The 19,489-nt window shown below is 37.9% G+C and carries 17 protein-coding genes; 5 read left to right on the top strand and 12 right to left on the bottom strand.

Features of this window, described 5'->3' with window-relative positions; genetic code table 11:
• Window positions 1-1,287 carry a sugar ABC transporter permease gene (locus tag M3189_RS20745; protein ID WP_251637390.1) on the bottom strand — a complete coding sequence of 429 codons (1,287 nt, stop codon included), beginning with the start codon at window positions 1,285-1,287 and terminating at the stop codon, window positions 1-3.
• A 157-nt stretch (window positions 1,288-1,444) separates the two neighbouring features.
• On the bottom strand, window positions 1,445-2,710 hold the full coding sequence (locus tag M3189_RS20740; RefSeq protein WP_251637388.1) for an extracellular solute-binding protein: 1,266 nt from the start codon (window positions 2,708-2,710) through the stop codon (window positions 1,445-1,447).
• 265 nt (window positions 2,711-2,975) lie between these two features.
• Here M3189_RS20740 and M3189_RS20735 point away from each other — a divergent pair, with 265 nt between their 5' ends.
• Window positions 2,976-4,733, top strand: a complete 1,758-nt coding sequence (locus M3189_RS20735; RefSeq protein WP_251637386.1) for an alpha-glycosidase — start codon at window positions 2,976-2,978, stop codon at window positions 4,731-4,733.
• Window positions 4,734-4,769: 36 nt separating this feature from the next.
• Here the strand turns inward: M3189_RS20735 and M3189_RS20730 are convergent, their stop codons facing one another.
• The 5 genes from M3189_RS20730 to M3189_RS20710 form a co-directional block, all read right to left on the bottom strand.
• Window positions 4,770-6,362 carry a glycoside hydrolase family 13 protein gene (locus tag M3189_RS20730; protein ID WP_251637640.1) on the bottom strand — a complete coding sequence of 531 codons (1,593 nt, stop codon included), beginning with the start codon at window positions 6,360-6,362 and terminating at the stop codon, window positions 4,770-4,772.
• A gap of 196 nt (window positions 6,363-6,558) precedes the next feature.
• Window positions 6,559-7,281 carry a ThuA domain-containing protein gene (locus tag M3189_RS20725; RefSeq protein ID WP_251637384.1) on the bottom strand — a complete coding sequence of 241 codons (723 nt, stop codon included), beginning with the start codon at window positions 7,279-7,281 and terminating at the stop codon, window positions 6,559-6,561.
• Between the two features lie 275 nt (window positions 7,282-7,556).
• The gene (locus tag M3189_RS20720) at window positions 7,557-8,384 is read right to left on the bottom strand and encodes a glycerophosphodiester phosphodiesterase (protein ID WP_251637382.1); all 828 of its coding nucleotides are present in this window, start codon (window positions 8,382-8,384) and stop codon (window positions 7,557-7,559) included.
• A 205-nt stretch (window positions 8,385-8,589) separates the two neighbouring features.
• A complete protein-coding gene (locus M3189_RS20715; protein ID WP_251637380.1) occupies window positions 8,590-10,179 on the bottom strand; it encodes a response regulator in 1,590 nt (529 codons plus the stop codon).
• Window positions 10,176-12,107, bottom strand: a complete 1,932-nt coding sequence (locus M3189_RS20710) for a sensor histidine kinase (protein ID WP_251637378.1) — start codon at window positions 12,105-12,107, stop codon at window positions 10,176-10,178. Before M3189_RS20710 ends, M3189_RS20715 begins: the two co-directional genes overlap by 4 nt.
• Window positions 12,108-12,247: 140 nt before the next feature.
• Between M3189_RS20710 and M3189_RS20705 the strand changes: the two genes are divergently transcribed.
• From M3189_RS20705 to M3189_RS20690, 4 genes are all read left to right on the top strand, one after another.
• The gene (locus M3189_RS20705; RefSeq protein WP_435368112.1) at window positions 12,248-13,156 is read left to right on the top strand and encodes a carbohydrate ABC transporter permease; all 909 of its coding nucleotides are present in this window, start codon (window positions 12,248-12,250) and stop codon (window positions 13,154-13,156) included.
• A complete protein-coding gene (locus tag M3189_RS20700) occupies window positions 13,156-13,983 on the top strand; it encodes a carbohydrate ABC transporter permease (protein ID WP_251637374.1) in 828 nt (275 codons plus the stop codon). The genes M3189_RS20705 and M3189_RS20700 overlap by 1 nt, the downstream gene beginning before the upstream one ends.
• 76 nt (window positions 13,984-14,059) lie before the next feature.
• Entirely contained in the window at window positions 14,060-15,352 is a 1,293-nt protein-coding gene (locus M3189_RS20695; RefSeq protein ID WP_251637373.1) for an ABC transporter substrate-binding protein, read from the top strand.
• 38 nt (window positions 15,353-15,390) lie between these two features.
• A complete protein-coding gene (locus tag M3189_RS20690; RefSeq protein ID WP_251637637.1) occupies window positions 15,391-16,185 on the top strand; it encodes an SDR family oxidoreductase in 795 nt (264 codons plus the stop codon).
• A 52-nt stretch (window positions 16,186-16,237) separates the two neighbouring features.
• On the opposite strand, the gene M3189_RS20685 is transcribed toward M3189_RS20690, so the two are convergent.
• The 5 genes from M3189_RS20685 to M3189_RS20665 form a co-directional block, all read right to left on the bottom strand.
• A complete protein-coding gene (locus M3189_RS20685; RefSeq protein WP_251637371.1) occupies window positions 16,238-16,630 on the bottom strand; it encodes a globin in 393 nt (130 codons plus the stop codon).
• Window positions 16,631-16,715: 85 nt separating this feature from the next.
• Complete coding sequence (locus M3189_RS20680; protein WP_251637369.1) at window positions 16,716-17,108, bottom strand: VOC family protein; 393 nt, start codon at window positions 17,106-17,108, stop codon at window positions 16,716-16,718.
• Window positions 17,109-17,187: 79 nt separating this feature from the next.
• A complete protein-coding gene (locus M3189_RS20675; protein ID WP_251637366.1) occupies window positions 17,188-17,739 on the bottom strand; it encodes an ECF transporter S component in 552 nt (183 codons plus the stop codon).
• A gap of 27 nt (window positions 17,740-17,766) precedes the next feature.
• The gene (locus tag M3189_RS20670; RefSeq protein ID WP_251637364.1) at window positions 17,767-18,609 is read right to left on the bottom strand and encodes an energy-coupling factor transporter transmembrane component T family protein; all 843 of its coding nucleotides are present in this window, start codon (window positions 18,607-18,609) and stop codon (window positions 17,767-17,769) included.
• A complete protein-coding gene (locus M3189_RS20665; protein WP_251637362.1) occupies window positions 18,602-19,477 on the bottom strand; it encodes an energy-coupling factor transporter ATPase in 876 nt (291 codons plus the stop codon). Before M3189_RS20665 ends, M3189_RS20670 begins: the two co-directional genes overlap by 8 nt.
• Between the last annotated feature and the right edge of the window lie 12 nt (window positions 19,478-19,489).

The following is a 19,489-nucleotide window of genomic DNA, read 5'->3' as shown; positions in this document are numbered from 1 at the left end:
TTACATCATATCCTCTTCTTGGAATGATTTTGTTCGTCTAAACTGCCAGATGGCAACTGTTATAACAATAATTGATAACAGCATGGTTAGCGTCGCTGCCTTCGAGTATTGTGCCGAAGTCATTGTCAGGCGGTAAATCCAAGAAATTATGATATCTGTTCCGCCGGCGTTTTGGCCAGTTATCGCTGGTCCTCCGCCATTAAATAAATAAATGATATTAAAATTGTTAAAATTAAACGTATATTGTGTAATTAAAACTGGTGCAATTGCGTATAAAACAAGCGGCAACGTGATGTTTTTAAACTTTTGGAAATTGGATGCACCGTCAACAGTAGCGGCTTCATAAAGGTCCTGTGAAATAGACTGCAGGACACCTGTTGTCATCGCAAAAATGAATGGGAAACCAAGCCATGTTTGCATAAATATCAGTGCTATTCTTGTGAATATCGGCTCTGTCATCCATGGAAGTCCTTCTATACCGAGGAATCCCAGAATGTCTCTGTTTATCGCACCAAAGGATTCATTAAACATACCTGCGAATACCAGAATAGATACAAATGCTGGTACCGCCCACGGAAGAATAAAAACAGTTCGGATGATTGCCTTTCCTTTAATTTCCTTTTGGTTAACAATAATCGCTAGGAAAATTCCCAATGCGACTTGGAAGGTTGTTGCCACAAAGGTCCAAACCAAGGTCCAAGATAAAACGGAGAAGAAGGTTTGACGCCACATATCAACCTTAAAGATATCAACAAAGTTTTTAAATAATACCCAGTCCACAAGCTTAGCAGGCGGAGAATGATAAAGGTCGTAATTTGTGAATGCCAGTAACAATACGAATAGAATTGGAAAAACAACGACGAAAACAAGCAATAAAAATCCAGGAGACATGATTAAATAAGGAAAACCATTATCAATTAGATTTCTATATTGTTCTTTTACAGTACTAATAGGTTCATGATTATCGCGAGATAACCCTACCTTATAAGCGTCGCGTAGGTTAAACAAATAAAACCCAATTCCAAAGACTAAAACAATAAGGGCTAGAATTCCGTAGACTAATAAGAAAATAGAATGGTCTGTAAATGGTATTTCTCCTAATGTAACTAATCCCCATAATCCTATGTTTAATAAATCATAAAAAACATAGAAAAAAGCTGCACTCATAATGAGAAAGGAGGCTCCCTTTAAAAATTGTTTGTTATATAGCTGACCTAACCCAGGAATAATGGAAAGAATCAACGCTTTCTTACGGTGACTGGTTGCATAGGATAAATCTTTAGACATCCTAAACTCCCCTTTCTAATGTCATTTTATAAGCTTCAATGCTTGATCAAGGAAAAGATTTGTTTTTCCTTCATAAAGCAGCAAAACAATCATAATTGGTCGGCAGTACCCCAATCTTAAGAGATACTGCCGATTAAACTATTTACCTATTAAACTATTACTTTGTAGAAGCAATATTTGCTTTAATTTGTTCAACTGAAGAATCAAGAGCTGCTTTTGGTTCTGTTTTACCAGTTACAACTGTTTGAAGTGATTTAGCCATAGGATCCCAAACCTGACCCATTTCTGGAATGTTTGGCATTGGAAGCGCATATTGGGATTGCTCAGCAACAGCCTTTGCACCTTCATTTTCCTTGATTGCAGGATCATCAACTAATGCTGTATTTGTTGGAACTTCAGCAGTTTGTTCAAAACGGTATTTCGCGTTTTCATCATTCGTAATAAACTCTAAGAATTTAGCTGCCCATTCTTGGTTTTTAGAGTAAGCAGATACATGCCATCCTTTAACACCCATGAATGTTTTAACATGGTCACCATTTGGAAGAGTTGGAAGAGCAGAAACTCCGATATTAATACCCGCATCTTTATAAGGCTGGAATGACCATGGTCCGTTCATTACTGCAGCAACTTTACCCTCTGTGAAAAGACCATCCATTGCTGATCCGCCATTTTCACCAATAATACCATTAGGGAATAATCCTTCTGAGTACCATTTTTGGATGTATGCAGTACCATCAACAGCACCTTTGCTATTTAAGCCAATGTCTTCAGGATCAAGGGTTCCATTGTTATTATTGAAAACATATCCTCCCATACCGCCGATGATACCGTAAGCGAAATAGAAATTATCCCAAAGCGCTAAGAAACCGAACTTTCCATCTTTCGTGAAATCTTTAGAGAAAGTGTAAAGCTCGTCCATTGTCTTTGGAGCTTCTGCCATTAAATCTTTATTGTAAACAAATACTGGTGTTTCAGAGGACTTTGGAAGTCCGTAAACTTTACCATCATACGTCTCGGCATCAATAGATGATTGAGAGAATTTATCCGTAACTTCTTTATCTAATTTAAGTTCAGCAAGAAGCCCTTCTGTTACGACTTGACCAATTTGATCGTGAGGTAATGTTACGACATCTGGGCCAGTCCCTGCTGGGCCGTCAAGACGAAGCTGATCGCGCATTTTTGTTGCCATTTCAACTTCTTTATACTCAATTTTAATTCCATATTCTTTTTCAAAATCAGCTGCTACCTTTTCAAGCCAGCCAGATTTATCTTTATCTTCCCAAACTACTAACTTTTCTGGTTTTGCTGTTTCTTCTTTTTTCCCAGTGTCATTCGTGCCTGCTGTTTCTCTTTTTGGTCCACAAGCCGCAAGAACGCCTAACACTAAAACAACCATCATGAAAATCGAAAGTGCTTTTTTCATTTCTTCTCCTCCTGTATTTTGAATAGGAATTATTCACATTGCACAAATAGTAGTCAGCGCTTTCATTTGCGAAAACGTTTGCGCAACATATTTTCATTATAAGCCCATTTTTTTATTTTACAACAACTTTTTTAATAAACTTGTTCATAAAATTTCTCAATCCTAATATACTCGAGTGATTCACCATCTTATTTTTTATACTATTGACAAGCTTTTACGGGTACAATAACCTTTAATCATAAGAATCAAGAAGGAGCTGGCTCAATTGTTTAAAGAAGCAATTTATCATCGACCGAAAGATAATTATGCATACGTTTGCACAGAAAACGAATTACATATTACCATCCGCACAAAAAAGAATGACCTTAAAAAGGTTATTCTTGTCCATGGGGATCCCTATGAATGGACCGAAAATCAATGGCAAACAACAACTACTCCTATGAGGAAAAGTGGTTCAGACCAGTTATATGATTATTGGTTTGTAGCTATTACACCACCATTCAGACGACTTCGCTATGGATTTATTTTGGATGACGGTACCGAAACACTTTGTTTTACTGAGAAAGGTTTTTATTCTGAGCCGCCATTAGATGATACTGCATACTATTTCTGTTTTCCTTATATGAACAGAGCAGATATTTTCAAAGCACCTTCTTGGGTAAAGGATACAGTATGGTATCAAATTTTCCCTGAAAGATTTTCAAATGGAAATAAGAATCATGACCCTGAAGGTGTGCTAGCTTGGGGCAGTGAAGAACCATCACCCACGAATTTTTTCGGAGGTGATTTAGAAGGAGTTATTCAAAATATCCCTTACCTAAAAGAACTAGGTATAACAGGGATATACTTTACTCCTATATTCAAAGCATACTCCAACCATAAATACGATACGATAGACTACATGGAGATTGATCCACAGTTCGGAACAAAGGAAACCTTTAAGGAATTAGTGAATGCTTGCCATCAGAATGGAATTAAAGTAATGCTGGATGCTGTATTCAACCATAGTGGATTTTACTTCCCTCCTTTTCAAGATGTCTCGGAAAAAGGAGAAAATTCATTATATAAAGATTGGTTTCATATCCATGAGTTCCCGGTGAGGACAGAACCACAAGCAAACTATGATACTTTTGCCTTTACTCCCTTTATGCCTAAACTAAATACGGAGAATCCTGAAGTTAAGGAATATTTGTTAGAGGTTGGGCGTTATTGGGTAAGAGAATTTGATATTGACGGCTGGAGGCTCGATGTCGCAAATGAAGTAGACCACGCCTTTTGGAGAGAATTCCGAAAAGAGGTAAAGGCTGTCAAACCGGGCCTCTATATATTAGGGGAAATATGGCATGACTCTATGCCTTGGCTTAGGGGAGATCAATTTGATGCTGTCATGAATTATCCTTTCACAACGAATATTCTTAAACTGCTTGCAAAGCAAAGCATTACTGCGAAAGATTTTGTTGAGAGCATGACTGGGGTGATTCATATGTACACGAGGAATATTAACGAAGTCGCTTTTAATTTAGTTGGCAGCCATGATACTCCTAGAATCTTAACGGAATGCGAGGAGGATATGGACAGGGTCAAGCAAGTATTCACCCTTTTATTAACCTTTATTGGAACTCCTTGTATTTATTATGGGGATGAAATAGGAATGAGTGGAACTCAGGATCCAGGATGCCGGAAATGTATGGAATGGGAGAAAGACAAGCAGAATGCTGAGTTGTTTACCCACATTCAAAAACTGCTGCAACTGAGAATGGCGCATCCTTTACTTAGGAATGCAGGCGAACTTTCCTTTATTGACCCTGAACACCACGATAAATGCCTGGCATATACGAAATCAGATGATGATAACACGATATTGGTCATCCTTAATACGAGTGAAGGTTCGGTGGAATATCCAATGCCTGAAAAGTTAAGAGGAAAAACAGTAAAAAACCTTTGGGAAGATGAAGAAGTGGATCTATCCATTGATACTATCCAGCTTGAGGGCAATGGATTTGCAATCTTGGAATTTAAGTAAAAAATAAAAGGGCTCTACTAGGGGCCCTTTCATTTTTTAACTTTTTAACACAAAAGACTCATATGGACGTAAAATACTCTTATTATCAGGTTCGTAATTGGATATAACTAGTTGATAGTCCTGCATTTTTTTCAGCAATTCTTCATCCTCAATCACAACTTCAGATGAACTAAAATTACACAGTACAAGAAGTTGTTCATTCTGCCAATTGCGCTCATATGCAAATACTTCTGTACTATCCTTTAACAGCAGTTTAAAGTCTCCTTCAATGATAATATCCATTTCTTTTCGTAGGGCAATTAATTTTTGATAGTAATAGAAAGTAGATTGCGGGTCCTCTAAAGCTGCTTTGACATTAATTTCATCGTATCTTGGATTTACCTTTATCCAAGAAGTTGCAGACGTAAAACCACCATTGGCAGTATCATCCCACTGTATTGGTGTTCGGGCATTATCCCTGCCTTTCACATAAATAGACTTCATGATTTCCTCATGGCTATACCCTAAAGCTATTCTTTCTTTATACATATTCATCGTCTCAATATCACGATAATCTTCTAGCGAATCAAATTTCACATTCGTCATACCAATTTCTTCACCTTGATAAATATACGGTGTTCCCTGCATGAAGTGAAGACAAGTTGCGAGCATCTTTGCAGATTCCACTCGGTAGTTTTGATCATCTCCGAACCGGGAAACAATTCGCGGCTGGTCATGATTGTTCCAATACAAACTGTTCCAGCCTTTATTGTGTAAGGCAGTTTGCCACTTCGCCAAGTTCTCTTTTAAATCTGGCAAATGAAGAGGCTTTAGGTTCCACTTTCCTCCTGGTGCACTGTCTAAATCCATGTGTTCAAAAGTAAAAATCATGTTTACTTCTTTTCTATCAGGATCTGTATAAGTAATCGCATCATCTGGTGATGCCCCAGGCATTTCACCAACGGTCATTGCTGGATAATTCGATAATACTTCTTGGTTCATTTCATGCAAAAATTCATGAATCCTGGGTCCATTCATAAAGTATGGACTGCCATCACCAAATGTTTGTCCCTCACCTTTTGCACCATCGGGAAATTCTGGATGTTTGGAAATAAAATTAATAACATCCATTCGAAAACCGTCGATTCCTTTGTCGAGCCAAAATTTCATCATTTGGTAGACTTCTTCTCTAAGCTTAGGGTTTTCCCAATTTAAATCCGGCTGCTTTTTTGAAAATAAATGAAGATAATATTCATTTGTCTTTTCATCATACTCCCATGCAGACCCGCCAAAAACCGATCCCCAATTATTGGGTTTCTCACGCCAAATGTAATAGTCTCTATAGGGATTGTCCTTCGATTTTTTTGATTCTACAAACCAATCATGTTCATCCGAAGTATGGTTAACCACCAAATCCATGATGAGCTTCATGTCTCTTTTATGTATTTCTGCAAGAAGCTGGTCAAATTCATCCATGGTTCCAAACTCATTCATGATTGCTTGGTAGTTTCTGATGTCATACCCATTATCGTCATTTGGTGAATCATAAACTGGACTCAGCCAAATAACATCTATACCTAATAATTTTAAGTAATCAAGCTTTTCGGTAATTCCCTGAAGATCACCGATTCCATCTCCATTGGAATCCATAAAACTTCGTGGATAAATTTGATAGACGACACTCTTCTTCCACCATTGGTCATTTTTTTTCAATCTATTACCCTCCCACCAATTTAATAAAAAATACTATAACACAAAAAAACTCCTCACCCCAATAGGGTGCTGAGGAGTTATCTTCATAATTCTATATCTGGAATATTCACGCCTACTTAACATTTTTTCCATTTTATTTTCCTGCAATAACTTCTAATGGTTTTGCATTTCCATAGACTGGACGTTCACGCTTTACCGGCTCTGCCCATTTCACTGCATTGCTAATGACACGTTGAATGTCTTTGTTGTGGTAAGTAGGATATGTTTCATGGCCTGGACGGAAGTAAAATACTTTTCCATTCCCACGATTGTATGTACAACCGCTGCGGAATACCTCACCTCCTTCAAACCAGCTTGTAAAGATTAGTTCATCTGGCTGTGGGATATCAAAATGTTCCCCATACATTTCTTCCTTTTCTAATTCAATATACTCTGAGATACTTTCTACAATGGGATGGCTTGGGCTTATGACCCAAAGTCTTTCTTTTTCGTCTGCTTCCCGCCATTTTAAATCACAGCTTGTTCCCATTAATGTTTTAAAGATTTTTGAGAAATGCCCGGAATGAAGAACAATCAGACCCATGCCGTCAAGGACACGCTGCTTAACCTTTTGAACAATTTCATCCTTTACTTCACCATGTGCTAAATGTCCCCACCAAACTAATACATCTGTAGCGTTTAATACTTCATCCGTTAAGCCATGCTCTGGTTCGTCTAGAGTAGCAGTCGATACTTCATGACTGTTTTCCTCTAAAAATTCAGCGATTGTACCGTGAATCCCATTAGGGTAAATATCTCTTACAACTGGGTTTTTTTGTTCGTGACGATTTTCATTCCATACTGTTACTTTAACCATAATTACCAACTCCCATATGAATTTAGCTTTTAATAACCTTCCTTATTTGATTACATCTTACATTCTTTTACAGCATTTAAACATAGATTATATAGTTAAAACATCTACTATTTTACTATTTTTTTATAATGATGAAGTTTTTTTTTACGACTATTCGTATCACACAAATGAATAGTTATTTCATAAGAAGAATGGCGTTGTTTCCAGGTGTATGAAGACGACTGGAATACAAAAAAGAGGGATGAAAGCTTTCCCTCTTTTGGTAATAGTTTGTCCTATTTTCTTGGATCAACATAATCAGGATAATCCGTAATAATTCCATCTACGTTCATTTCTAAAAGGAAATCAGCTGCTTCTTGACTGCGAACCGTCCAGGATTGAATTTTCATTCCAAGCGAATGCACTTGATCAACCAATTCTTTTGATACAATTCCATAGCTCGGGTTAAAGTAATCAGCATATGTTGCAAATTCTTTCAAAGCTTGTTCTGTTATGTGGGCTCTATTCGATGTAAGGACACCAATCGGCACCTTTGGAAGCAAACTGTTTGTTTTTTTCATAGATTCAAAATTAAACGATTGAATAATGATCTTTTCATTTTGCGGTTTATCGAGGTTTCGTTCTTTTAATTTCTTTGCAACCTGTGCTTCAATTCCAGGATAAAGCTCAGGTGCCTTTAATTCTATTAAAATACCAACTTTTCCATGATAACGGTCAAGAATTTCATCGAAGGTAGGGATTTTTTCTCCTTTGAATTCTTCACCCTTCCAGCTGCCAGCATCAAGGCTTCTGATTTGTCCAAAGGCTAAATCCTTCACACTTCCTGTTCCATCAGTTGTTCTGTCAACCGTTGTATCATGAATGATGACCAATTCCCCATCCATGCTTCTTTGGACATCAATTTCAATATAATCAGCTTTCATTTCGACGCCTTTATCAAAAGCGGCAATCGTAGTTTCCGGTGCATAACCTGCTGCACCTCGGTGAGCAACATTATCCACTTTTCGTAACTCCCCAGTTGTTTCTGCTGCAAAAGCCTGTTGAAAAGGACTCAATAATAAACTGAAAACAAGGCCAGCTCCAATCACAATTGCTTTTTTCATTTTTTCCCATCTCCCTCTTATATGTCTGCTACTACATATAAAATTGTACGGGAGAATTGTTTAGCACATATGTATTTACCATTTAGACTTGATTAAAGTCCTGTAAATAAACATAGTGAAATATTCATACATAAATTTACAAAAAATTCGTTCTTTTTCCTATTGTAAAAAAAATAAGCAGAGCATAGAATCCTATCTCTGCTTATCACTGTTTCACATATTCTGCTCGATATTTATTTGGAGTAATTCCCTCGACCTTTTTAAATACCTTTCGAAAATACTTGTCATCCTGATAGCCAATCATGCCCGCAATCTCATAGATTTTTAACTGACTATTCTTCAATAAAGTCTTTGCTTTATCCATTCTGATTCTTACAATGTAATCTGAAATGTTCTCATTGAATTCCTGTTTAAATTTCCTAGAGATATATTCTCTACTGATATAAAAATTGTCTGAAATCTCCTGCAGCTTTACATCCCGGTCAAAATTTTCCTGAAGGTACTTTTCAATATCAGTAATGATATTATTACTTTTTCGCAGTGTGCTTTTCTTTACTTTTTTCAAAAAAACAGCCATTTCACGCCTTTTTCTCTCTTTATACTCTTTAAGTCTAAACATTCCGTTTGAATCAAAAAATAAATCAACCCGCTGTTCAATATCTTCTGGTGCCCTAAATGAAAGATTGTACTGTTTAAACCACTTATTGCTGATGACCAAATACTCAGTTTCTAAATTCATCACCTGTTTTACAGATAAGTATTCCATTTCTGTAATGTCCTTTTCGATTCGATTCATTAATTCTTTAAAAGCCCCAATTTCTCCCGTTTGGATAGCCAATTCAATATCTGAAGAATATACAATCAAACTCTTTAATGAGGGAGCTGCCTCTAAATCCGACATATAGACTCTATTTACACTATCATTCAATATATTTCTATTTAATAAAACTTTTCTCGCATGGTGATAAGAATCTATCAACTTGGAACTATTATTTACAGCTTTCCCGACAGCAATCGGACAAGAGATATCTAACATATTTTTTAGCGTCTTATAGATACTTACTAAAATCTCTTCTACTAACTCGAACTTGTCCCAAAAAATTAGTACAATTTCAAGTTTTTTAGATAAGTAACGAAACCCAATTCCACTTCCATTTTCCTTCATGATTTCGTTAATAATATTCAAAATCGCAAAGTAGGTTAAATCTCGATCTCCTTCAAATGCCTCCATTGTTTTTCCGTTAACTCGGACTAGGGCGACTATGTAATCTCGTGACTGTTTTAACCAGCCGAGTTCTTCAAATAAATCTTTCTGGAATTGATCGCTATTCACTAGCTGTGTTAGTTTGCGATCTCGATAAACAGGAGTCATTTCATTAATCAGCAGTGAGCTATTTTCTTTCCTCTGCCTGTCAGCTTCTTCTTTCTTCCATTCATTAACCGCTTTTTCCAATGTTTGATTTAGAATTTCCGGTTCGATAGGCTTTAAGAGATAGTCAGAACTGCCGAAATGGATCGCCTTTCTCATATAATGATAGTCATCGTAGCCAGTCACCACAATTGTCTTACTGTCTGGTTGATTTTCTTTTATCCATTGTAAAAGCTGAGTTCCATCCATTTTTGGCATCTTCATATCTGAGAAAATAATCTCTGGCCGAACGGTTTGGATAAGCTGAATAGCTTCTTCACCGTTTCCTGCCTCATATATTTCTTGAATTCCATTTTGTTCCCAATCAGCTAGTATCTTAATGCCTTCTCGCACATGTTTTTCATCATCAACAATTAACGCCTTCATGAATGTTCCACCTCTTTCGGCATTACCTTTGGAATCACGATTGTAACCGTAAAACCGCCTTCTGCATTGCGGTTAACAGACATGTTTGCCTGATTATGATAATAAATCTGCAATCGGTCAAAAATATTTTTCAGCCCAATTGCTTCTCTTTGCTTTTCTTCTTTTGAAATGCCATAGAACAGTTCAAGTCGGATTTTTTCAAGTTGCTCATCGCTTGGGCCGGTTCCATTATCCTTCACTTGAATCCATACCTGATTGTCATTCTTGAAGATGGCCTCCATTTGAATCCTTGCTTTTTCTACCTCTTGATCAAAGCCATGCTTAAAACAATTCTCCACAATGGGCTGTAAAATCATTTTTGGAACGAGTATCTCTTTGACTTCTTCCTCGATATTCAGTTCAAAATCAAACTGCTCGTCAAATCGCTGTTTTTGCAATAATAGGTATGATCTAACATGACTCAGCTCTGCTGTAAACGGAACAATATCGTCCTTCATATTCATGCTGTATCTCATGATATTTGATAAAGAAGTGAGGAGGGTATAAACCGGAACCGCTTTAGACTTGAGCGCCAATGTTCCAATAGACTGAAAAGCGTTATACAGGAAATGCGGATTAATTTGCGATTGCAGCACCCGCAGCTGCGATGCTTTATTTTCAATCTCCAATTTATATTCTCTTTCAATTAATTCATCGATTTTGGTAATCATCAATTTAAAATGCCTTCCCAGCATGCCAATTTCATCCGTCCCGAGCGTATCAAAATCAGCCTTGAATTCACCATTCTCAACTTTTTTCATATTTCGAATTAACACCTTTATAGGTGCAGTGAGCTTAAAGGAAACAAACAGGGTTCCAAGTAAAGCAAATACAAGTGTAATCAAACCAATCAAAATGTTAATTAAGGCTGTTTCTCTAGCACCTTCATAAAGAACATCGTATGGAATTCGTTTCACCATATACCAATCTTTAAATGATTCCGAAAACTTTTCATGGACGATGAAACCCGAAAACTGCTCATCCTTCCATTCAAGACTTTTCCCGCCTTCCGGCTCCTTCTTCACCTGCTCAAACCACTTTTCATTATTGACCTTTCCAAGCTCTATTTCATTGGAAGAGTATATAATTATGTCATTTTCATCCATAATATAAAAATCCTCTGAATCTTTCGTATACAAACGTTCGGAAATGGCACTTATTTTTGAAAGATTAATATCAATCGATAAAAAGCCTAAAAATCTCTCTAACGGAACATCTCGAATGATATTATGGAAACTTAATACAGCTTTTTTCTCCGAATTTGGAATTACAGATATATCGTTATAACTATAGATTTCATGTGGTGGTTCAGCAATTGAAAAACCGGGTACCCGCATTAATTGGTAATAGTAGGGATGTGAAAATACATCCTCATACTTCGCCCTGCCGCTAATTCTTGAATGATAATTCGTGTAGGATTCTTTATCTCGGTCAATATATAGATGCATCTGTTCAATTTCAGGACGAGAATTGAATATGTAAGCAAGTGCTCTCCGTATTTCTTCTTGATTACTACTAATGTTCTGTGAGATACCCTCTCTCATCACATTCATAAATGGTGTATACCTATAAAGAACAGATGACATTTGCGCTACATCGTTTAAATAAGTAGTCAGTTCTTCTTCTCCTTTTTCAATCAACTCGTGATTGGTAGAAACAAAACGTTCATCAAGTGACTTTGTCGTGTGAAAGTAAGTAATACCAATGGAACTTCCAAAAGGGACAACGGTAGCTAAAAGTAAGAAGATAATCAGTTTTTTCCGTATACTCCATCCCATATCGTTCTGGCTAGTTAAAATTAGTAGAAAACTAACCTTCCCCCTTACCATTATTTTTAGAACATTGTAGCACAGTTTTATTTTTAATGGCTCAATATTTTGATAGTTCAATATTTTCCACCCTATTGGTCAATGTAAACCCTTTCATAATTTTCCGTAATCACTAAAATAAAGTTATGGAGGTGCAGAGAATGAATAACGAAAGTAAACTGGATACAGTAAAGGGGTCAGCCATCACCAAACAAAAAAGCATGAAAGTTTCTGCGTCTGTTTCTTTTATGAATAAGAAGAAATGGAAAGAGGCAGGGTTATTTACCCTATTTGTCGGACCAGTGTTGTTAGCGTTCACACTGATCGTATTAATCCCCTTCGTTACAGGTATTTATTATGCTTTTACAGATTGGAACGGGATAACAGGAACCGTCAAATGGGTAGGATTGGATAATTTTACATACCTATTTTCAGAGGACAAGCAATTTCAACAATCATTTATGCTAACAACAAAATATACAGTCGTTTCCATTATCCTAACCAATGTCATTGGTTTTGGATTAGCATTACTTGTTGCACAAAGGTTAAAAACGAGAAATCTTTTACGTACCGTTTTCTTCATGCCAAACTTAATCGGCGGATTGATTTTAGGATTTATCTGGCAGTTTATTTTTGTAAAAGGATTTGCATCAATAGGAGAGTTAACAGGGATTCCTCTTTTTGAGTTAGCATGGTTAGGGGATGCGGAAACGGCATTCTGGGGAATTGTCATTGTTAGTCTTTGGCAGGGAGCAGGCTACATTATGATTATCTATATTGCAGCATTGCAAAATGTCCCGCAGGAATTAATTGAAGCAGCTAGAATTGACGGGGCCAATAGATTTCAGATTCTTCGCCATATTACAATGCCGCTTGTTGCACCAGCTGTCACTATTTGTTTATTTTTAACAACGGCATCATCTTTTAAAGTCTTTGATGCAAACCTGTCGTTGACAAATGGCGGTCCATTTAAATCAACAGAAATGCTGGCACTCAACATTTATACAGAGGCCTTTGTTAATAACCGTTACGGTATTGGTGAGGCAAAAGCATTAATTTTCTTCATTGTCGTGGCAGCGATTACCGTCATTCAAGTTACGATTTCAAAGAAAAAGGAGGTTGAATCCTAATGGGCAACAGGTATACATGGAAAACATCCATTGTTGAAATCCTTGCAATCCTGGTCGGACTTGTCTTTTTAGTCCCCTTCTATTATGTGTTTTCAAACTCCCTGAAATCATTTGCTGAGATTTTAACCAATACATCGGCCCTGCCGAAAGTGCTAATATTCGATAACTATGTTAATGCATTCGAAAAACTAGACTTCTTACTTGTATTTAAAAACTCGTTAATCATCACCATTGCTAGTAATATCGTTCTCGTTATCTTTTGTTCGATGGCAGCGTACATGCTCGTAAGAACCAAAAAGAAAATTAGCAATATCATTTTCATGACATTCGTTGCCGCAATGATTATTCCATTTCAGTCAATCATGATTCCACTTATCAAAACAGCCGGTAACTTGGGTATTTTAAACAGTATCTGGGGTCTTGTCTTTATGTATTTAGGTTTTGGATCAGGTATGACCATCTTCTTATATCACGGTTTTATTAAAGGGATTCCGTTAGAGCTTGAAGAAGCAGCAATCATTGACGGCTGTTCACGGTTTGGCGTGTTCTGGAGAATTGTTTTCCCATTATTAAAATCCATTACGGTGACAATCGTCATCTTAAACAGCCTATGGATCTGGAATGACTTCTTATTACCATCACTTGTCCTTCAGGATCCAGAGCTTAGGACCATTCCATTAGCGACCTTCTTCTTCTTTGGACAGTATACAAAGCAATGGGATTTAGCACTTGCAGCATTAGTAATCGGGATTATTCCGTTATTAATCTTCTTCTTTACCATGCAGAAACACATTATTCAAGGAATTACCAGTGGATCGATTAAGTAACAACGTGGACACCCTCTGTTGGCTGCATAAGTCAGCAGAGATCTATAAAATAAAAATAGTACTAGGGGGAAGAAAAATGGCTATTAAAAAGTATTCAATCGCAGCAGGTCTATTATCCGCATCACTTCTTTTATCAGCATGCAGCAGCGACAGTGCATCTGGAGATAAGAAGAATAGCGAAGGCAAGGAAGATAAAGTAGTTGTTGATCTTTTTAATGGAAAGGTTGAAATCGCCGATCAATTAAAAGCGTTAACAGACAAATATACAAAAGAGCATCCAAATGTTACCTTCAACATTGAATCAGTCGGCGGCGGAGCAGACGGTTCTGCAGCCCTAAAAGCAAAGTTCGCCTCGAACAAAGCACCTGATATCTTTGGCAACGGCGGTTATCAAGAAGCTCTGACATGGCAGGATAAGTTTGAAGATTTATCGAATCAGCCATGGGTAAAGGATGCTTATGAAACTGCATTAGCGCCAATGACAATCGATGGGAAGATCTATGGTCAGCCTGTGAATATGGAAGGCTATGGTTTTGCATATAATAAAAAGTTATTTAAACAAGCTGGTATCACAGAACTTCCAACTACTTTTTCCGAATTAGAAGACGCAGCGAAAAAATTACAAGATGCCGGCATTACTCCTTTTTCAATTGGTTACGGCGAGTGGTGGGTATTAGCAAACCATGGATTAAATGTTCCATTTGCCTACCAGGATGACGCAGATACATTTATTAATGGACTGAACGAAGGTACCACTAAAATTGAAGGCAATGAACACTTCGAAAATTACTTTAAGCTAGTAGACCTAACCATGAAATATGGCAACAAAAATCCATTAACAACGGACTATAATACCCAGGTTACACTATTTGCAAGCGGAGAGGCTGCGATGATCCAGCAGGGTAACTGGATTCAGCCAATGCTAGATAAAATTTCTCCTAACATGGAAGTTGGATTTATCCCAATGGCGCTAAACGATGATGCATCTCAAGCAGATAAGTTAATGGTCGACGTACCAACAAACTGGGTTGTTCACAATGGAGCACCAGATGCAGACAAAAAAGCAGCATTGGATTTCTTAAATTGGATGGTAACTTCTGAAGAAGGTAAAGAAGCATTAGTGAAAGAGTTCAAATATATCCCAGCCTTTAAGACAATCGAAGCAAAAGCTGAAGATATCGGTCCACTTGGAGCAGAAATTCAAAAATACTCTCAAGAAGGAAAAACGTATTCTTGGCAGTTCATGAAATATCCAGATGGTGCAGGACAGGAATTTGGAGCAGCTCTTCAAGCTTATGTAGGCGGACAAAAATCTGCGAATGAAGCAATGAAGGCTCTCGATGAAACATGGGCTAAATTGAAAAAATAATACAAATAATAGCACATTAGAACCCATTGTTAGTTCTAATGTGTTTTTACTATTTTAATATTTATGAGGGTGATATTATTTACAAACTAAATGGCCATGTTGCATTAGTTACAGGTGTAAGTCATGAAAATGGAATTGGAGCTGCGATATGCAATAAAATAGCAGCAGAAGGTGTAGATATTTTCTTTACCCATTGGGGTTCAAATACAGATTGGGTAAAAAAATTTGAATGCAGCATCCGAGATTATGGTGTTAGGTGTGGCAACTTAGAAGTTGATTTAGCTGATTCAAGTTCTTCATATAAATTGCTTGACGCCGTGGCTGCCGAAATAGGTTCACCAACCATTCTAGTTAATAATGCAGCCTATTCTTCAAGAGATGGGTATATGAATTTAGATGCAAAAACGCTAGATGACCATTATGCAGTAAATATGAGGGCAACTTTCCTATTATCGGTTGAATTTGCACGCCGTTTTAGCCAATCCCAAAAAGCGATGGGCAGAATTATTAACCTTACATCCGGACAGGCACTTGGACCAATGGCAGGTGAATTGGCTTATGCTTCTACCAAGGGTGCTATTTCTGCCTTTACCCTTTCCTTATCCGCAGAGGTTGCCCCACTTGGAATTACAGTTAATGCAGTAAACCCAGGTCCTACTGACACTGGTTGGATGAATGAAGAGATAAAGCAAGCAATATTGCCAAAGTTTCCATCCGGACGTATTGGATTACCAGAAGATGCAGCCCGCCTAGTTGCATTCCTTGCCAGCGAAGAAGCGGCGTGGATTACAGGTCAGATATTCAATTCAGAAGGTGGTTTTTTAAGAAGCTAGAGGATTTATACTCACCAAAAGGGTGCCCAGTTTGTGGACACCCTTTGATTTTTCATTCTCTATCCGGACTATTTACCATAATCCCAGCAACTTGCGTTAATCGATCATAAAAGGCGAGCCCTGCTGGTGTATCATAAAGACCAATCTCTTGAAAGGCTTCTTTCATACAACGAAGCCAGCACTGTGCTCTTCTTGGTGTAACCTCAAAAGGAAGATGACGATGCTGCATTGCCGGCGGGCCGAATTCCTGGCTGTAAAGAGCAGGACCGCCCAAGAATTGCGGAAGGAACATTCTTTGCTTCCTCATAATTTCCTCCATGTCCCCTTCAAACAATGGACGTAATTCAGGATCTGCATATACCCGAGGATAAAAGGCCGCAACGAGCTTGTCAATCGTTTCCTGCCCGCCGATTTCACTATAAAGTGTTTTGAATTTATATTCCATTTCTACACCCCTTATACTTTCTTTCGATTATAAAGATATAAGCGATGGAATTTCGTGATGTAAATCACACTTTCAAAAATATCCCTTAATCCACGCTTGGTGCGACTAGTTCTACTTTAATACGATCCGGGTCCTCGAAAAATACAGCATAGTAGTCTCTTCCTCCGGCATACGGATGCTTGTCTTTGTATAAAATTTGTATTCCCCTATCCAGTAGAGCTTGTGTTAGTTCATCAATATGTTCCCTTGAGTTCCCATGAAAGGCAAGATGATTCAGCCCTGCTCTGCAGCGATGGTATGGAATATCCAGGTATCTTTCTTCGGCTTGCACAAATACCAGATAGGTTTCATGATGCTTCCAACTTATACCAGCATCCCACTTTTGATAGGGTTCATATCCTAATTCAGGTAGCAGCCAGCCCCAAAAATCTACACTTTTTGAAAGGTTTGAAACATATATCTCCACATGATGTAACATACTATTCCCCTTTACACTTTATTTAATTAAGAAACCCATTGGTGCCTAAGCCCAATGGGTTGATTTTATCAAAATTAGATTATAAATCTTCTGATATCTTCGATTTCTTTCCTTTGCCAATTTGCTTCCACGCTAATACAACAGCTAATGTCACAATCGTACCAACGATTGCTTCTGGAATTCCGCTCGTGATTGCAACCGTCCAAGCTACTTCAGCCCCCATATACCCTCTAATGACGGCCATGGTTAATACAAGTACGGTATTGGTCAAGGTTCCTAAGAATGCCGCAGTCCCAATAGCAAGATATTCACTCCTTCTACGAATCCCCACATACACTAGCCAGGCGACGACACCGATAAAAATTCTAGGAAGAATGGCTACTAACGGATCCTTGAACAGTGGAACGGTAGCATTTAAGAAAGAGGAAACACCAAAGATAATTCCGACGATGGCTCCTACAACCGGCCCTTGCATGATTCCGCCAATAATCGCAGGGATATGCATGATGGTTGCATTTCCAGCAGCAGTAGGTACCGGAATATACCCTAACCGAGTTACCCCTAAAAGGATGGCAACTGCACCAAGTACCCCAGCGATGACAATATTTCGAACACTTAATGAACCTTTCATTCTATTTCTCCCCCTTTTATTTCTTATCTAAAATGGAAAATGATAAAAAAGTAGTAGTGCTGAAATTAATAGCCCAATGACTAATACGATGTAATCTCGTCCGATTGATTGGTAAACAGAATAAGAACTCCTATCATTCCCAGGAGTATAACAGCGAGATTCCATCGCTAAAATCAAATCCTCTGCCCTAGATAACGCGATATTAAATAGGGGGATAATAATGGGCAGCATATCCTTGGTCCTCTGAATAATTCTCCACCATTCTCCAGATCCGAAATCTGCCCCTCTTGAGGCTTGCGCCTTCATCATTTTCTCCATTTCAATCGCAAAAGTGGGTACAAAGCGAATCGCTATCGTAATAATTAATGAAATTTCATGGACAGGAAATTTTATTTTTTTCAAAGGACTTAATAAACTTTGAATGGCATGAGTTAAATCAGTTGTAGAAGTAGATAGCGTAAGAACACTGCTTAATAAGATAATCTCTACAAAACGCACAGCTGAAACAATGACAAGTCGAATACTTTCACTCGTAATTAAGATGAATCCATACTCAAAAAATACCGTCCCGCCAGAAAATACATTCCCTTGGAAGATAAGCTGCAATACAGCTAAAATAATGATAAAGGGAATAGCCGGTTTAATCCCTGATAACCCATAACTGATAGGGATTTTGGATGCCCAGAATAAATAAATAGCTAATAAGAGACCAAGAGCATTTCCTAGATAACTAGTATTAAGGGCAATGGCTAATACAAGAATGGTAAACACTAATAGCTTTATTCTCGGGTCTAGACGATGGATAAAAGAATCCGTAGGGACGTATTGACCAATCGTAATATTTCTTGATAATTCGAATTCACTAGCCACGATTGCCTCCCTCCCCATTGGCAAGAACCTTTATGATTTCGCCTGTTGCTTCCGAAATCGTAAAAGCAGAAGTGTTCACATGGTACCCAAGGTCTTTCAGCCTGTATAAAGCTTGTACCGTTTCGGGTGTTCCAATTTCATAGCGCTGCAGATTTTCCTTATCCGTAAAGATATCTTCTGGAGTACCCGTTAGCACATCCGTGCCATTTGCCATGACATAAATTCTATCAGCTAAATAGGCAACTTCCTCCATATTGTGCGAAACGAAAATAACCGTTAAATTTTCCAATTTATTAAGGGACTTTATTTTATCCAACAACTCATTTCGGGACCTGGGATCAAGCCCTGCTGTTGGTTCATCAAGTACGAGTATCTTTGGCTTTAACGCTAATATGCCGGCAAGTGCAACTTTACGCTTCTGCCCGCCGCTTAAGGCAAATGTCTGGCGGTCCTTCATTTCCTCAAAATCCAAGCCAACCATGTCCATCGCCCATTTAACTCGTTCCCTCACTTCCTTCAAAGGCAAACCTAGTTTAAAGGGTCCATAAGCTATATCATCACCAATTAATTTTTCAAAAATTTGATCCTCTGGATTTTGAAAAACAAGTCCAACTTTTCTTCTCAAGGCTTTTATATCAATCCGTTTTTTCGATAAATCTACTCCATCAATGATGGCTTTCCCCGAATCTGGCCGGATCAGGCCATTAAAATGCTGAATAAGGGTAGACTTCCCTGAACCAGTGTGACCAATAATGGCAATACATTCTCCCTCATTGACCACCATGCTTGTACCCTTTAAAGCTTTATGCTCCATTGGGGTTCCTTTCATATATGTATGAGATAGGTTTTCTATTTCGATGATTGGCATTAAACCACTTCC

It is taken from the genome of Neobacillus niacini (assembly GCF_023715415.1).
Classification (GTDB): Bacteria; Bacillota; Bacilli; order Bacillales; family Cytobacillaceae; genus Neobacillus; species Neobacillus niacini_C.
The sequence above is the reverse complement of the archived record's forward strand: the minus strand, read 5'-3'. Positions and strand labels throughout refer to the sequence as shown.

Coding starts and splice junctions, on each gene's coding strand:
- M3189_RS20745 (WP_251637390.1), bottom strand. CDS start 1,287: ATGTCTAAAGATTTATCCTATGCAACCAGTCACCGTAAGAAAGCGTTG.
- M3189_RS20740 (WP_251637388.1), bottom strand. CDS start 2,710: ATGAAAAAAGCACTTTCGATTTTCATGATGGTTGTTTTAGTGTTAGGC.
- M3189_RS20730 (WP_251637640.1), bottom strand. CDS start 6,362: ATGGATTCCAATGGAGATGGAATCGGTGATCTTCAGGGAATTACCGAA.
- M3189_RS20725 (WP_251637384.1), bottom strand. CDS start 7,281: ATGGTTAAAGTAACAGTATGGAATGAAAATCGTCACGAACAAAAAAAC.
- M3189_RS20720 (WP_251637382.1), bottom strand. CDS start 8,384: ATGAAAAAAGCAATTGTGATTGGAGCTGGCCTTGTTTTCAGTTTATTA.
- M3189_RS20715 (WP_251637380.1), bottom strand. CDS start 10,179: ATGAAGGCGTTAATTGTTGATGATGAAAAACATGTGCGAGAAGGCATT.
- M3189_RS20705 (WP_435368112.1), top strand. CDS start 12,248: ATGAAAGTTTCTGCGTCTGTTTCTTTTATGAATAAGAAGAAATGGAAA.
- M3189_RS20700 (WP_251637374.1), top strand. CDS start 13,156: ATGGGCAACAGGTATACATGGAAAACATCCATTGTTGAAATCCTTGCA.
- M3189_RS20695 (WP_251637373.1), top strand. CDS start 14,060: ATGGCTATTAAAAAGTATTCAATCGCAGCAGGTCTATTATCCGCATCA.
- M3189_RS20690 (WP_251637637.1), top strand. CDS start 15,391: ATGTGTTTTTACTATTTTAATATTTATGAGGGTGATATTATTTACAAA.
- M3189_RS20685 (WP_251637371.1), bottom strand. CDS start 16,630: ATGGAATATAAATTCAAAACACTTTATAGTGAAATCGGCGGGCAGGAA.
- M3189_RS20680 (WP_251637369.1), bottom strand. CDS start 17,108: ATGTTACATCATGTGGAGATATATGTTTCAAACCTTTCAAAAAGTGTA.
- M3189_RS20675 (WP_251637366.1), bottom strand. CDS start 17,739: ATGAAAGGTTCATTAAGTGTTCGAAATATTGTCATCGCTGGGGTACTT.
- M3189_RS20665 (WP_251637362.1), bottom strand. CDS start 19,477: ATGCCAATCATCGAAATAGAAAACCTATCTCATACATATATGAAAGGA.